General features: G+C 46.5%; 13 protein-coding genes. 5 read left to right on the forward strand and 8 right to left on the reverse strand.

Annotated features, from left to right (window positions below):
• Positions 1 to 595: 595 nt before the first annotated feature.
• Positions 596 to 1,117: a hypothetical protein gene (locus L5M11_RS10225; RefSeq protein WP_231466260.1), complete on the forward strand. Its 522-nt coding sequence runs from the start codon at positions 596 to 598 to the stop codon at positions 1,115 to 1,117.
• Positions 1,118 to 1,163: 46 nt separating this feature from the next.
• On the opposite strand, the gene L5M11_RS10230 is transcribed toward L5M11_RS10225, so the two are convergent.
• The 7 genes from L5M11_RS10230 to L5M11_RS10260 all read right to left on the reverse strand — a co-directional run bounded on the left by L5M11_RS10230 (position 1,164) and on the right by L5M11_RS10260 (position 6,818).
• Positions 1,164 to 1,508, reverse strand: coding sequence for a DUF2956 domain-containing protein (locus L5M11_RS10230; RefSeq protein ID WP_173246420.1), 345 nt, complete (start codon positions 1,506 to 1,508; stop codon positions 1,164 to 1,166).
• Positions 1,509 to 1,623: 115 nt separating this feature from the next.
• Positions 1,624 to 2,463: a heme ABC transporter ATP-binding protein gene (locus tag L5M11_RS10235; protein ID WP_263192026.1), complete on the reverse strand. Its 840-nt coding sequence runs from the start codon at positions 2,461 to 2,463 to the stop codon at positions 1,624 to 1,626.
• Between the two features lie 10 nt (positions 2,464 to 2,473).
• Positions 2,474 to 3,490, reverse strand: coding sequence for a FecCD family ABC transporter permease (locus L5M11_RS10240; protein ID WP_263192027.1), 1,017 nt, complete (start codon positions 3,488 to 3,490; stop codon positions 2,474 to 2,476).
• A gap of 50 nt (positions 3,491 to 3,540) precedes the next feature.
• Positions 3,541 to 4,434 (reverse strand): ABC transporter substrate-binding protein, encoded by an 894-nt coding sequence (locus tag L5M11_RS10245; protein WP_411569288.1) that lies wholly within the window; start codon positions 4,432 to 4,434, stop codon positions 3,541 to 3,543.
• A gap of 190 nt (positions 4,435 to 4,624) precedes the next feature.
• A complete protein-coding gene (locus L5M11_RS10250) occupies positions 4,625 to 5,062 on the reverse strand; it encodes an ExbD/TolR family protein (protein WP_263192029.1) in 438 nt (145 codons plus the stop codon).
• Complete coding sequence (locus L5M11_RS10255) at positions 5,059 to 5,814, reverse strand: MotA/TolQ/ExbB proton channel family protein (RefSeq protein WP_212600389.1); 756 nt, start codon at positions 5,812 to 5,814, stop codon at positions 5,059 to 5,061. Before L5M11_RS10255 ends, L5M11_RS10250 begins: the two co-directional genes overlap by 4 nt.
• Before the next feature lie 137 nt (positions 5,815 to 5,951).
• A complete protein-coding gene (locus tag L5M11_RS10260) occupies positions 5,952 to 6,818 on the reverse strand; it encodes an energy transducer TonB (protein WP_263192031.1) in 867 nt (288 codons plus the stop codon).
• A gap of 348 nt (positions 6,819 to 7,166) precedes the next feature.
• Between L5M11_RS10260 and L5M11_RS10265 the strand changes: the two genes are divergently transcribed.
• The 4 genes from L5M11_RS10265 to L5M11_RS10280 all read left to right on the forward strand — a co-directional run bounded on the left by L5M11_RS10265 (position 7,167) and on the right by L5M11_RS10280 (position 12,592).
• Complete coding sequence (locus tag L5M11_RS10265; protein WP_263192032.1) at positions 7,167 to 9,257, forward strand: TonB-dependent hemoglobin/transferrin/lactoferrin family receptor; 2,091 nt, start codon at positions 7,167 to 7,169, stop codon at positions 9,255 to 9,257.
• 35 nt (positions 9,258 to 9,292) lie between these two features.
• The gene (gene hutX, locus L5M11_RS10270; RefSeq protein ID WP_198555630.1) at positions 9,293 to 9,874 is read left to right on the forward strand and encodes a heme utilization cystosolic carrier protein HutX; all 582 of its coding nucleotides are present in this window, start codon (positions 9,293 to 9,295) and stop codon (positions 9,872 to 9,874) included.
• Between the two features lie 37 nt (positions 9,875 to 9,911).
• Positions 9,912 to 10,469: a heme utilization protein HutZ gene (gene hutZ / locus L5M11_RS10275; RefSeq protein WP_028761546.1), complete on the forward strand. Its 558-nt coding sequence runs from the start codon at positions 9,912 to 9,914 to the stop codon at positions 10,467 to 10,469.
• A 218-nt stretch (positions 10,470 to 10,687) separates the two neighbouring features.
• Complete coding sequence (locus L5M11_RS10280; RefSeq protein ID WP_263192033.1) at positions 10,688 to 12,592, forward strand: ABC transporter transmembrane domain-containing protein; 1,905 nt, start codon at positions 10,688 to 10,690, stop codon at positions 12,590 to 12,592.
• Positions 12,593 to 12,667: 75 nt separating this feature from the next.
• On the opposite strand, the gene L5M11_RS10285 is transcribed toward L5M11_RS10280, so the two are convergent.
• On the reverse strand, positions 12,668 to 14,269 hold the full coding sequence (locus L5M11_RS10285; protein ID WP_263192034.1) for an AMP-binding protein: 1,602 nt from the start codon (positions 14,267 to 14,269) through the stop codon (positions 12,668 to 12,670).
• Positions 14,270 to 14,663: the final 394 nt, after the last annotated feature.

The raw sequence follows: 14,663 nt of genomic DNA on the forward strand, positions 1-14,663 counted from the left end.
ATAGAAATAATTCTGTAATATCTTATTTATTAGATATTTACAGGGTTATTTCTGTTTTTCTGTGAAGCAGGTCGCCATTAACCTCACTATAATTGTGTAATTTAATTACATTAAAAAGCCTTAATCAAAAAAAATACAAATAAAGGTTGTAATAAAACTACAAATCCATATAATTGCTTTCGTGGATTAGGCACTATGCCTTTCCTCTCTAGTCTATCCAGGATGGATATTTTTCTCCAAGGACCTGAGTGACAAGTCGTCTCAACGGATATGAGAATCTCTAGTTCCAAGGAACCGAGCCAAGCTTCACTAGAGTACTTAATCACAACTAATTTAGGAGTATTGACTATGTCTTATACAGGCAACAACCATATTTATTGGCAAAACACTTGGTTTAACACTGATGTTTTGCGTGGCGGTTTATTCGCCATGAGCTTTAAGGCCTAACCCTCCTTAAAGTTTAAGTTTCCATCATCCATCAACCTTTGTATCGCCTTTTTTGGCGTGTTTAGACTCAAGTAGCATGTTGATGTTTTGCATGAATATGCCAGGTTTTTCCCGCTAGCGCGGTAATGTACTTCCCCGAAAGGGACGCTTGAAATATGTCTTTGCCTGCTCATTGAGCAGGCTTTTTTTTGTCTTTTTTTTGCTTAAGCGTTTAACGGTTTTGCCTGATGGTAATGAGCGTAAATGGTTCGTGTTAGAAGTGATGCGGTATGGACAACAAATGGATATGGGGTTCAATATACAAGCTATCGGCTTATCGCTTGTGATACTTGTTACTCAGGGACTGTTTATGGACACTAAGCTGTTTTTTCAAAATGGTAAGTTAACACTGGATATCAACCCCAGTGAGATGCGAATGTCGCATTGGGTTTATGCGCCTGTGTTAATCAATACTGAAACGGCGGAAGTGCTTTTTGATTTATCAGGGAAGGGCTGGGATTTTCGGTCTGCAGAAGAAAATGGTGATGACATCATTTTAAAGCTTGCCCGTTATCCTGATGCGAACAATGTATTTAGGCTCGTTCTGAATATATCAAAAGACCGAGCAAGCCTTAACGGTAATATTTTTTCAATTAATGATGTATGTAAGGTATTAGAGGATATTGTCTAACAAGTGATATATAGATGTTTTAATTTTTATATATAAATCATAGTCTTTAATCTGCAAAGATATATGCGGCAAACCCTACCCAACTTAGTAGTAAAAGCGTTATGGCAATCCAAGTCGCGGTGGTGAACTGACGTTGAGATTCGAATAATGCGTCTGAATCCTCTAGTTCATCAGTGTCATTAACTGTGCGAGATTTTGCTCTCAACTGTTGTTTACGTGCTTTATCCCGTTCGCGAGCTTTGGCTTTTTGCAGCTTTTTATATTCAGCTATGCCTTTTTCTATCCCTTGGGCAATGAGTTTAGTTTGCTCTTTGGTTTGGCCCGGCTTTTGGGTGGCTTTGGCTGCGACCAGTGCTTCTTGTTGAGTTTCTGTTGAGATAGTGGGTTTCATCTGGGCTCTGCCTAAATTAATGCGGCTGCGGCTAAAAGGTGATAGCTAAAAGTGTAAACGCAGCGATTATACCCACATCAGACCTCAAAAATGTAAGATGAATATCTTCTTTCCATTAAAAAATCAGTGGATGTCCACCCTGTGGGGCGGGGATATATACGGGCTCGTAGTCCCATACTTCCCTAATGGTATCAACCGACAGAGCATCGGATGGCGTGCCTTCACTGACGATTCGCCCTTGTTTTAACACAATTAATTGATCGCTATAGCGCGCGGCTTGGTTTAAGTCATGTAGTACCACTATTACAGTGTAGCCTTGTTGGTGAGCTAAGTTTTGGGCTAACTCAAGTACTCTGTGCTGCTGGGCAAGATCTAACGCCGATGTTGGTTCATCCAGTAATAGTACGGGCGGAAACGGCGATTGCCTGAGTTGAGTCAAGACTCTGGCGAGTTGGACTCGCTGTTTCTCGCCGCCAGAGAGGGTTGGATAGCTGCGCTTAGCCAGATGGGTTAAGCCCACTTGCGCCAGTTGCTCTGCAACTAACGCATCACCTTCTATCTTACTGATGGTTAAGGGATATAAACCCATTGCTACGACTTCTGACACAGTGAATGGAAAGGTGAGGCTGGCGTGTTGCGGCAGTACAGCTAAGGATTTTGCCAGCTCTCTCCTAGGCCAATCCGCCAGCTGGCTATGGCCTAGCCGTATACTTTGCCTTGGTGTGCTGATTTCTTGGCAAAGGGCTTTAAGCAGGGTGGATTTACCCGCACCATTTGGGCCGAGTAGGGCGGTTACTGCACCCGATTGAAACTGTACATTAATATTACTGAGCACGGTTTTTGGACCGATGCTGACATCGAGCTGACAAATGCTGAGCTCGGTGCGATCAAATTGCGCCTTGGCTGAATAAGTTGTCGATTGTGATGGTTGATTTGCAAAGGATGTTGCAGCCATAAAAACTCGCTTAGATTAGCTTACTGCGTTGTTGCAGTAGTAAAAAGATGAAGAAAGGCGCACCGATGAGCGCGGTGACGAGTCCAACGGGTAACTCGGCAGGCGGTAAAAAAGCGCGCGCGCCGATATCGGCCAATGCCAATAGGGCTGCACCTAAAAGTGCGCTGATGGGCAGCAGTTGGCGATGATCTGGCCCTAACATCATGCGCACTAAATGCGGCACGACGAGGCCGATAAAGCCGATAATTCCTGTTGCAGCTACACTTACGCCAACCCCTAAGGCGCAAAGCAAAATAAGCCTAAGTTTGAGCCTATCGACATCTATCCCTAAGTGGCGTGCTTCGGATTCGCCAAGCAGCAAGGCATTGAGTGCCGCCGCATTTTGGTGAAATCGCCAACTCAGTAGCGCTAAGGTCACAAGACACAGACTGACATATAGCCACTGCGCACCTGCAATCGATCCCATTTGCCATAGGGTTAAGTCACGTAGCGCCATGTCGTTGGCAAGATATGTGAGAACACCTATTCCTGCGCCTGCCAGCGCAGCTATGGCAACACCCGACAAAAGTAATAATACGACCGATGTACCTGTTGGGCTGCTGGCGAGTCGGTAGACGATAAGGGTGGTCACTAATCCCGATGCAAACGCACTGATGGGGATCATCAACGGATTTGTGTTGGGTAGCAGCACGATACAGATGGCTGCGCCAAGTGCTGCGCCGGATGACACTCCGATAATACCTGGATCCGCTAAGGGATTGCGAAAAAGCCCCTGCATTACCGCGCCGCACTGTGCGAGCGTAGCGCCTACTGCTAACGCCAGTAATGTCCGTGGTAAGCGCACATTGTTGATTACCAGTTGCTCGTGGGGCGCAATATTGCCGATATTTTGCTGGGTAGCCCAATTGAACACTGCATTTAGGGCGTCGACAAAGCTGATGCTAACAGGGCCAGTGCTGACCGAGAGTAAGCCGCTGAGGGCTAACAGTGTGACTAGACTCGGCCAGAGCCAGCGGTTGAGGAACATCTCAAATATCCTTTCTATTTTTATATGGGGTTAATTAGTGCTAACTGTACTCATCGCTGCGTTTGTGAATGGTTTTGCTTGAGCAATGTGCTGGCGAGCGTATCCGCGGCGCTTATGGCACTGATGCCTAAACCACCGAGAAGGGCTTGCGGTGCTAGTGTTTGAATATGGCCGTTTTTCCCTGCTGGGGTATGGGCGAGTAGTGGCATCTCTTTCAACAGTTCTTGGGCAATTTGTGCATTGGTTTGATCTGTGGGTTTATCGCTACGCTTTGACAGCAAAATAATGTCGGGCTGCAAGGACAGAATCCCTTCTTGAGACATGCTTTTGTAGCCATCAAACTCGGCGATATTTTGTGCCCCAGACAGCTCGATAATAGTATCTGCGGCTGTGCCTTTACCGCCAACACGTGCACCGCGGCCTTCTTGTAACAGCATGAAGAGAATTTTGGGCTGAGAGCCAGCATCGCGCACTTGTTGTTTTTTACCCGCTAAGCTTTGCAGTTGTTGATGTAAATCTTGTTTTAATTTAACCGCATGTTCTTGGCGATTGAGTAAGTGACCTAAGGTATCCACATTGTTCATCAGTTGTGGTTCATCATTTGTTGCGGGTAATTGCACAACTTGGATATTCGCCTGTTTTAATACCTTTAGTGTGGTTTCTGGTCCCATCACATCTGAACCGACAACCAGCGTAGGGGAGAGGGCAATAATGCCTTCGGCGGAGAGCATTCTGTGATAACCAAGCTTAGCCACATGGCTCAAACTTTCAGGCACATAGCTGGTGGAGTCGATGGCGACTAGCTCATTGCCTGCGTCGAGGGCGAGCACGAGTTCTGTAACTCCCGTACCTGCACTCACGAGTCTTATCTCTGGCTCGGCACTCAGTTCAGCGCTAAAAACGCTTGAGGATAGTAAGGCCGTAAGTGCTGATGTGAAAAACATCAAATTTTTTAATGTCTTATATGTGCGCTTATGTTGATAACGCTGAACTCTGGGACCTTTTTTTACTGGTATTTTAGTTGCTTGAAACAACATGGTTAAACTCCTAATACAACTTGTTCGCCACAGGATTAGATGCCGTTTTTTGATATCAGACTTTTGCTTTCTCGTTTAAATGGCGGGTTCGGATACGCTAATGCTCCATCAAAATTTGGGTCTGACTGATGGACTGCGTCTGTAACAGTGCAAGCAGTTGCATCAAAGGTTCCACTGGCGCGGCTTTGTCGGCGGCAATGACAACCGTCGCCTTCGGCATAGTCTGAAAATATGCAGTAAATTCAGTGGTAAAAGTGGCTAAATCATCAAACTCTTTGCCATCAATAGCCCAATAAGGCGCTGTTGCCATGATATTGATGGCAATTGTTTGTTTGTTGTCGATTGCCGTGATGGCCGAGCTTGGGCTTTGTGGCACATCTACCGGCAAACTCAATAATTGGCTATTTGCCGTCAGCAGTAAAAACACCAGCACGATAAAAATAATGTCGATTAACGCGGTTAAATCTAGGCTCGGAAGTTGCTCAGGCGAAGCAATGCCAGCCTGCGATAAGAATGGTTTCTCTGCACTTATCATGTCTGTGGCTCAATTTGAGAATGGGGCTTGGATGCTAATTTTTGCTCGACGCTGGTTTTACTGACTCGGGTGAATGCTTGGTAATGATTGGCATCAATTGAAATATCTTCGATACCCGCTAACCAGAGATTGAGTTGATTGAGCACATGCCCAGCGCGCAGGCATTGGCCTTGAGCCCAGATCCCAAAAAGATGGGCGGCGGTAATGGCGGGCACGGCGATCATGAGTCCGGCAGCTGTGGTGTTCATCGCAAGGCCCAGTCCAGCACTGAGTTGTGCTGGAGTGACGGGGCCTTGTGATTGCCCGAGTTGGGCAAACATTTCGATGAGTCCCAATACTGTGCCGAGCAAACCGAGTAGTGGACTAATGATGCCAATCACTTGTAAAACCTTGAGTCCGGCTTGCAAGTCGCGTTGTTGCTTATTGAGCCACAGACTGAGTAATTCTTCCCTTAGCACTTTTGGCTGGTGGACTTGTTTGAGTAACAAGGTCGCGCCACGGGCGAGTAAATCTTGCTGTGCGCTGGTTTGCGCTAGCAGCGCGCTGACGTTTTCAGTGGTTGCCGCTGAGCTTGATTGACGCAATGCTTTTACCCAGGCCTGTTTTTTGGGCCAGATTGATAGCAAAGTTTGATGCAAAAACAAGGCGCTACGTTCAAGGCAGATCATCAAAGCTAAAAAAGCACATAACAACAAGGGCCAAGTCAGCACGCCAAGCTGAGTCTGTAGGGTTGAAAAATCAGTTACGGGCATTAAGCCTCTCCAATCTATTGAAAAAAGTAGTTTTATATGTAAGTTAGTAAAACAAAAATCAGGCTAGTTGTGCGGTGGCTAACACTCGACGAGCTAACTTCCCACGAGCTAACTTTTCAGTGGCAACATTGGGCCTGTTAGTTGAGCGCGAAGCGAATAGGCACTCTGACCTTATAATGACTCGCTAGCCTTTGCGCTGGCGCCGCAAATTGCCAGTTTTCAACTGCATCTAACGCGGCTTGATCTAACAGACTGAACCCTGAGCTTTTTACTAACGTCAGTGCCAGTTGCTCACCAAGTTCGTTAAACATCACTTCTATGGTTGCGGTGCCTTCTAGCCCTTTTTTACGCGCTATCTTTGGATAAGTCGGTTGCGGTGGTGCTGCAGCGAACAGCGGTTTGGCTAATTCCACTATGTTAGTTTGGGCACTGTCAGTTGTTGCACTGGCTACATTTGGGGTCGCTTTTGCATCAACTTTGGCTGCGTTAGCGATTAAATCCATTTGTGCTGTTTTTGGTTCTGTTTGTTGTTCAACTTGTTCAAGTCGCTTATGTGCTAAAGCACTTGGTTCTAAAGCGTTCGTCGTTAAAGGATCAGTATCCGGATGATTGTTAGCCGTGGGTTTTGTTGCTGAAGATTTTTTGGCGAGTTGGCTGTCAATTCGCTGATCAGCTTTAGTTTTTTCTATTGTCGGGATAACCGCCTTATCGACAGATTCTGCTGTTGATACTTTTTGCGCTGTACTGTTTTTTTGCATTGTACTGTTCACTGTTGCTACTTTGGCGTCTGTTTGCTTGATGGGCTCTGCACTCGTGTTGCTTGTAGCGCTAGTCGCGGTAGAAAAATTAAGGGTGACAGTATTTGCGCTGGGAGTGAGTGATGCTTGGTTTACGCTCGATGATTGGGCGCTTGGCTGCATAGTCATAGCGGGTTGGGAGGCGATAACACCCGTCTGGATGGCAACCGTTAACGCGCCAAAGGCAAGATATCGTTTTGGTGTCACAGCAACCTCTTTTTCCAATGAAAGCCATTTTCCTAATTAAGATATCTCAATATAAACAAGATCGCAAATGATAATGATTTGCATTTGATCTATTTTATTATCTCAGGTAGAGTGCCTGCAATAGCTCGAATGAGCGCTTTAAAAAGCAGCTAAACCGACAATTTATCCTACTTTATGGGGACTGATTGCCTTGGGCTCGATCTGGAAGAGGCTCAATCTCGAAAGAGCCAAATCTGGAATGGAGCATCTGGAACAGACTCAATCTCGAAAGGATTGGCGTCTGGAAGAGAGTCTAGGCTCAGTAATAAATTGTACGGAAACAGCTGAATATCACTTGAGGATGAAGAGATGAAAAAAAAGCCGTTAGTGATCGCCATGGCGATAGCACTGAGTGGTACGGCCCTAAGTTTTACGTTAGCGGCAGAGGAAAGTGTTAAGCCCGTTGTTCAACAGGATGCGAATAAAAAACTGGTCACGACTGAATTTGATGAAGTATTGGTGAGTGCAACACGCATCAGTGAAAAAGCCTCCGAAACCAGCCGTAGCGTGGCAGTGGTGGATGAAGAGCAACTTACGGTCGCCCAAGCATCATCAGTTGCCAATGCCCTTAAAAATGAGGCAAATATTACGTTGACTAATGGCCCAAGAGCTTCATCTCAAGGGGTTGAAATCCGTGGTTTAAGTGGCGATCGTGTGTTGCAAACAATTGACGGCGCAAGACAAAATACCAGCTCTGGTCACAGAGGTACCTACTTTATGGACCCAGAGTTGCTCAAATCCATCGAAGTGCTGCGCGGCCCTGCCAGTAGCTTGTGGGGCAGTGGTGCCCTCGGTGGTGTCGTAGCGCAGAATACTAAGTCGGCACAAGATTTTTTAGCACCAGACGAGACCTTTGGTGGCTATTTCAAACAAGGTTATGAGACCAATGGCTCCCGCACTAAAACCAGTGGCGCTATCTATGGTCAACAAGACAGCATCGATTGGTTACTCAATGGTGCCTATTACGATTCAAACAATATAAAAACTGGTAATGACGAAACTCTAAACAACAGTGCATCCCAAGGCAGCAGTGGTTTAGCTAAATTCGGTTGGCAAGCCGACGAGGCATCACGGTTAGAGTTATCTGCAAGAGCTAGCAAAAACAATGAATTAGTACCGAGTAATCCTTCTGCTGCTGTGAGTAGTTCAGTGCCTTTGGTGCGCCGCAAGACTGACGATCAAAACCTCACCCTAAGCTACAGTCTCAATCCTGCTAATAACCCGTATCTGGATACTAAGATGCAAGTGTATTGGAACAGTACCGACTACGATGAAGACCGTATTACGAAAGGTCAGCAAGACAGTACTGAGTTCCGCACTGTGGGGATTAACCTTAATAACAGTTCGCGTTTAGGCAATACTCTGTTGACCTACGGGGTCGATGGTTTTCGCGATACCATAGAAACGACGCGTGATGATTCGGGCCAAGTGGGCCAGCGTCCAGAGAATATCGATGGCGAAACCACAGTATGGGGCGCTTTTACGCGTGCGGATATCGAGTTGACTCAGACGTTAAATCTTGATGCGGGTCTGCGTTATGACAGCTTTAAAAATGACAGCCATAATCTCAACTTATCCTCAGATGACAATGAGTTATCACCATCGCTTGGCTTGGTGTGGCAGACTCAGCCTTGGTTGACCTTGAGCGCACGTTACGATCAAGCCTTCCGAGCACCTACGGTAGAGGAAATGTTCTCCAGCGGTACCCACTATTGCATCCCGCCAATCCCCGGATTTTTACCCCAAGGTTTATGTAACACCTTCGCGGTGAATTCAGATCTAAAAGCAGAGACTTCGCGCAATAAAGAAATCAAAGCGGACTTACGTTTCAGTGAGTTAGCGGGTGATGATGAACTGGCGCTAACGTTTAACGTTTTCCGTAACGATGTGGACGATTTTATCGTGCAGCAAGTGTCTAATCCTTGGCGTGGCATTCCTGGATTCGAGCAAACGACCTCATGGAATAACGTTGAAGATGCACGTTTAACAGGTTTTGAAATTAGCGGTCGTTACCGTATTGGCCAAACTCGCTTAGCGATGAATTACGGCCAAACCCATGGCGAAGATCGTCAAACGGGCGATGACATAGAAGGTATACCCGCCAATAAGTTCAATGTCGATTTATCCCAAGGCATTATGGAAGGCAACATGAAACTCGGCACTCGCGTCAATTATGTGGCGACGCAGTCGAATACGCCTGACGGCTTTAAAGTGGCGAAATACGACGATTACACCCTATGGGATGTGTATGTTGCGTGGGAGCCGACTATGGGCGCGATGGCAGGCGTGAGAGTGGATTTCGCAATCGAAAATATCGGTGATGAGAAGTATCAACAGGCGTGGCAAACCTTGTATCAACCGGGTCGTAATATGAAGTTATCGGCGCGCTATATGTTCTAAGCCACTCAATAGTCACTACCGCTGGAGACAGTAAAATGAAGATGACACTCGATACCGAGCTCGATGTCGCGCCAGATTTAAGCTCTGAGCAACGTCAGCTAAGTGAGCAACAGGCGCAATTGCGACAACGATTTGAACAACAAGCTGATTTAATGCCAGCACAGCTCGCCAGTGAATTAGGCATTGCCGAGCTCGAAGTGGTCGCTGCATTGCCGCCCGAACAAGTGGTGTTTGTTCCGTTAACTCAGCTCGATACATTACTGCAAGCCTTACCCGAATGGGGAAAATTAACCACTATTGTGATGTTATCTGGCAGCGTATTTGAATTTAAAGGGGATTTCCCCGAGGGAAAATACGCCCACGGTTATTACAACCTCTACAGCAAGGGCGACGGTTTGCATGGTCATCTCAAATTAGATGCTATGCGCGGCATCGCCTTGATCAGCAGACCTTTTAGAGGCAGCGAGAGCCATTCGATTAACTTTTTCGGCAGTGAAGGTGAGGTAGTGTTCAAAGTGTATTTAGGCCGTGATAAACAAAGAGCACTGTTTCCTGAGCAAGTTCGCCAATTTAAAGCGCTCGCGACAGCCTTTGCCTCGGTGCAATCACACCTCTGAATTGCAGCATTAACAAAAGTATTAAGGAAAACAGCAAATGAAGCCTGAAATTACCGAACAAGAACAACGTTTAAGAGACAAACTCTTACCCGAAATCGAAGCCTTTAAACAGCAGCGCGAGACCTTACAACTGGCCACCATTGGTACAGATGGCCAGCCGAATGCGAGCTATGCGCCCTTCGCACTGGCTGATGATGGTTTTTATATTTTGGTGAGTGACTTAGCCCGTCACGGTCATAATTTAAAGCACTCATCTAAGGTCTCTGTGATGTTAGTTGAAGACGAAACTGCGGCCAAATCGGTTTTTGCCCGCAAGCGTTTAACCTTCGATGCGATTGCCGAGGCAGTGCCCCGCGATACGCCCGCCTTCAGTAAAGGTGTTGGTGTGTTGTCGGCCCGTTTTGGCGAAATGTCCGATAACCTTGCGGCATTAACCGATTTTAACTTATACAAGCTCGCGCCCCATCAAGGTCTTTACGTGAAAGGTTTTGGCCAAGCATTTAGCCTGAGCGGCGCTGAGTTGTTAGATGTGGATTGGAAACGCGATGGCCACCACGGCACGCCAAAAACGCCGGAAAACAAGCAAGTCGCTTAAGCCGCGTCAAGCTATTGCAATAAAACAAACCCGCACTCGCTGCGGGTTTGTTTTATGCTTTTCTTTTGAGTAAAACCACACAGCCCTTGAATTCCACTGCAAGAGGTAGCATCTCACTTATATGCTTTAAGTCATGCTGCGCGGTTAACGGCTGCAGATGATCCCATTCATGCTGATGTTATATTTGAATTGCCTTACCTACCTCAAGGATGCCACCCGTGACTGAGCCGACACACGAACTCGCCAAATCTTCCGAACCCATTAAAGCGGGGGCTGAGCCATTGCCCGAAAAGTTAATTCCAGTCACGCCTACAACAAGCGCTGATGCATCAAAGGCTAAATGGACCTCGGCGCAGCAAAGATCGGTATTGCCTTGGATTATGGGTTTTCTTAAACCCTACAAACTGAAAGTTGTCGCGGCGATTATCTGCTTGATGATAGGGTCGCTCGCTTGGTTATCATTGGGCCAAGGTGTGCGCTTGATGGTCGATGAAGGCTTTGTAAGGGATAATGCGCAGCGGCTGAATGAAATCATACTGTTAGTGCTCGGAATTACCGCCGTCAGTGGCACAGCGGTGTTTTGCCGCTTCTACTTGATGACTTGGCTTGGCGAGCGGGTCAGCGCCGATATTCGTCTCACTGTTTACAATCAACTGCTTAAACTTTCTCCCGCCTTTTACGCTAAGGTGCGCACCGGTGAAGTGATCTCCCGTTTTACCGCCGATTCTACTTTGCTACAAACTGTGGTGGGTTCAAGTCTTTCCATGGCGCTGCGCTCTAGCGTAACTGTTCTTGGTGGTTTAGTCATGATGGGTATCACTAGCGTTAAGATGACATTGCTGGTGTTGTTGGCGGTGCCCTTAGTGTTAGGGCCGGTGATCTTTTTTGGTCGCAAAGTACGTGTGTTAGCACGGGAAAGCCAAGATAGGGTTGCTGATCTCGGCGCTTATGTTGATGAAACACTTCATGAAATTCATACGGTACAAGCCTATGGGCATGAAGATAAAGACCGTAGCTTGTTCAATCGCCGCGTCGAAGATGTCATGTCTGCGGCCAGTGGCCGGATCCGTTACCGTGCCTTATTGATCTCAACCGTGATGTTTTTAAGTATCGCCGCAATTGCTATGGTGACTTGGGTCGGTGCCCACGATGTGATGGCGGGTAAGATGACGGGCGGTGAGTTATCTGCCTTTATGTTTTACGCTGTGATGGTTGCGGGCGCAGTAGCGACCATTAGCGAAGTGATAGGGGAAATTCAGCGGGCTTCTGGCGCCGCCGAACGTTTAATTGAACTGGCTGAAACGCAAGTGGATATTCCCGTTGCAACTCATCCTGTGACTTTGCCCGCCAAGGTCAGTGGCGAGTTAATGATTGAAGGACTCAATTTTGCCTATCCAGAGCATGATGCCTTAGTGCTAAAACAGCTCAATATGGCTATTGCCGCGGGTGAGCGGGTTGCCTTAGTCGGGCCAAGTGGCGCAGGTAAAAGTACCTTGTTCCAGTTGTTGCAACGCTTTTATGTGCCTAGCGCTGGCAGTATTCGACTGGAAGGTATTGATATTGCCAATCTTCTGCCACAGGAGTTGCGGTCGCAGTTTGCTCTAGTGCCGCAGGACTCGGTGATTTTTGCGACTAGCGTACTTGAAAACGTGCGTTATGGTCGAGTCGATGCCACCGAGCAAGAAGTGATAGATGCCTGTATTGCAGCCCGTGCCCACGAGTTTATTAGCGAGTTTACTGAAGGTTATCAAACCTATTTAGGTGAGCGTGGTGTGCGGCTTTCTGGTGGACAAAAACAACGTATTGCCATTGCGCGGGCGATTTTAGCCAACAGACCGATATTGTTACTCGATGAAGCGACCAGCGCCTTAGATGCGGTGAGCGAGCAGAAAGTGAAGCAAGCGCTGGATGTATTGATGGCGGGTAAAACGACTTTGATTATTGCTCACCGTCTATCGACAGTAATCAATGCCGATAGGATTTTTGTGTTTGATAAGGGCGAGATTGTCGCCTGCGGTCGCCACCAAGAGTTGATGCAATCTAATGCGTTATATCGTGAATTTGCCAGTCTGCAATTGTTAACCGAAGAGGCCAATGCCAGCGCCTTGAATGAGACCGTGTAGGTAAAATAAAACCCAGTTGCTAGCTAAAAAGCTTAAGCTAGCTCACTGGGTTAGCTTTGTCTTTAAATGCGTTTTTTAAGCTTTATCTTTTAGCTCGCGGCGCAGAATTTTACCTACGGTACTTTTAGGTAATTGCGCCATAAATTCAATGATTTTTGGCAATTTATAGGCGGTTAACTGCTCGCGGCAATAGGTTAGAATGGCCTCTTTAGCCTGTTGATGATCTTGGCTATCATCCTTTAGCACGATAAAGGCTTTAACCGCTTCGCCCGAGTGTTCATCTTTTACTCCCACCACTGCGCATTCGATCACATTAGGGTGGCTCGCCAGCAAGTTTTCCACCTCGTTGGGATAGACATTAAAACCTGAGACTATGATCATATCTTTTTTACGATCAACTATTTGGTGGAAACCTTCCTCCGTTGCTATGGCAATATCCCCAGTTTTGAAGAAGCCATCTTGAGTCATAGCATTGGCGGTTTCCTGCGGATTATTCCAATATCCCCGCATGACTTGTGGGCCGCGTGCGGCTAATTCTCCGGCCTTACCTAAGGGCACTTCAATGTCGTTTTCATCTAAGAGTTTAACCTCTGTGCCAATCACCGGTTTACCAATAGTGCCTAGTTTTTGATAACCGGGTGCATTGAGTGAAATCACCGGCGAAGTTTCAGATAACCCATAACCTTCGCTGATCATGTTGCCTGTTGTCTGTTGCCAAATGTTGGCCGCGGCGGCCGTCAGTGCTGTGCCGCCAGAGATGGTGATTTTTAAATGGCTAAAGTCGAGTGCTTTAAACTCGGGTTGATGGCATAGGGCGACAAACAGAGTATTGAGTCCTGCAAATCCAGTGAAGGGATATTTGGCGAGTGTCTTAATTAAGCCGCTAATATCCCGTGGATTTGGAATTAATACCGAGCAGCCGCCACACTCGAAATACAGCACTAAGTTCACCATAAACGCATAAATATGGTAAATCGGTAGCGGTGCAACGAAGATATCTTCCCCTTCGGTGATCACGCTCGCGATGCGGGATTTTACCTGCGCCGCATTAGCGAGCATATTGCCGTGGGTCAACATGGCACCTTTAGATAATCCAGTGGTGCCGCCCGTATATTGCAACGCCGAGAGGTCGTCGAGATTTGAGATAAATCGGCTAAAGGGGAGTTCTGCGCCTTGTTTTAAAATTTGGCAAAACTCCACATTCTTCAGGCCTGTCTTAGGCTGTACGTGCGGATCGATCAAATCTAAAGGGTGGGTTGAAATGACATATTCTATTTTGGTGCTGTCGATGACTTTGGCTAAGGTCGGTAATAGATCGGATAACACCACGATCGCTTTGGCACCAGAATCATTGAACTGATGGATGAGCTCACGCTCGGTATATAGGGGATTAGTGTTAACTAAGATAAGCCCAGCCCTGATTGCGCCGTAGGCCGCGATGACAAATTGGGTGATATTAGGCAATTGAATGGCGATGCGATCGCCCGGTTTGAGTGTGGTCTTATTTTGTAAATAGGCGGCAAAGTAACGAGAATCGCGTTCTATCTCGTTAAAACTGCTGGTTTTACCGAGACAGGCATAGGCGGGTTTATCACCGTAACGCAGGCTGGTTTTCTCGATCAGATCGACCAGTGATGAGTAGTTTAGTTTGAGTTGAGAGTCTTGATCGTATGCCATGCTGAACTACCTCAAAGATGATGTTTATTAGTTGTTATTATTTTGGAGTTAAACAGGTGTTTAGATTAGAGGGTGTTAGCACTAGAGGTCAATGCTTATTGCGAAAAACATCTTTATGCCAATAACGGTATCTTTATGTAACAAATAGTATTTTTACTCTAAAGCTGAGTGCTTAACTATAGCTTAGTTATTTTAGAAGCTTAGTTATCCAATGAACCACAAAACCTAAATAAGAGTTGAAGGAAAGACAATTTAAAATTTGTAACCGTTATGTTTCTAAGGATTAAGATTGAATGTGCTCAATTTGCTTTGTCTATGCGCCGTTTAACGGGGAAATTTTCAGCTTTGTAGGTGTTTAAGGTTTGATTCCGATGTATGAGACGTTAAAGATCAG

The organism is Shewanella sp. SM87, from assembly GCF_025653705.1.
Lineage (GTDB): Bacteria > Pseudomonadota > Gammaproteobacteria > Enterobacterales > Shewanellaceae > Shewanella > Shewanella oncorhynchi.

Excerpts from the sequence above, each read along its gene's own strand:
- hutZ (WP_028761546.1), top strand. The coding sequence starts at position 9,912 with ATGAAGCCTGAAATTACCGAACAAGAACAACGTTTAAGAGACAAACTC.
- L5M11_RS10250 (WP_263192029.1), bottom strand. The coding sequence starts at position 5,062 with ATGATAAGTGCAGAGAAACCATTCTTATCGCAGGCTGGCATTGCTTCG.
- L5M11_RS10230 (WP_173246420.1), bottom strand. The coding sequence starts at position 1,508 with ATGAAACCCACTATCTCAACAGAAACTCAACAAGAAGCACTGGTCGCA.
- L5M11_RS10265 (WP_263192032.1), top strand. The coding sequence starts at position 7,167 with ATGAAAAAAAAGCCGTTAGTGATCGCCATGGCGATAGCACTGAGTGGT.
- L5M11_RS10235 (WP_263192026.1), bottom strand. The coding sequence starts at position 2,463 with ATGGCTGCAACATCCTTTGCAAATCAACCATCACAATCGACAACTTAT.
- L5M11_RS10245 (WP_411569288.1), bottom strand. The coding sequence starts at position 4,434 with ATGTTTTTCACATCAGCACTTACGGCCTTACTATCCTCAAGCGTTTTT.
- L5M11_RS10240 (WP_263192027.1), bottom strand. The coding sequence starts at position 3,490 with ATGTTCCTCAACCGCTGGCTCTGGCCGAGTCTAGTCACACTGTTAGCC.
- L5M11_RS10285 (WP_263192034.1), bottom strand. The coding sequence starts at position 14,269 with ATGGCATACGATCAAGACTCTCAACTCAAACTAAACTACTCATCACTG.
- hutX (WP_198555630.1), top strand. The coding sequence starts at position 9,293 with ATGAAGATGACACTCGATACCGAGCTCGATGTCGCGCCAGATTTAAGC.
- L5M11_RS10255 (WP_212600389.1), bottom strand. The coding sequence starts at position 5,814 with ATGCCCGTAACTGATTTTTCAACCCTACAGACTCAGCTTGGCGTGCTG.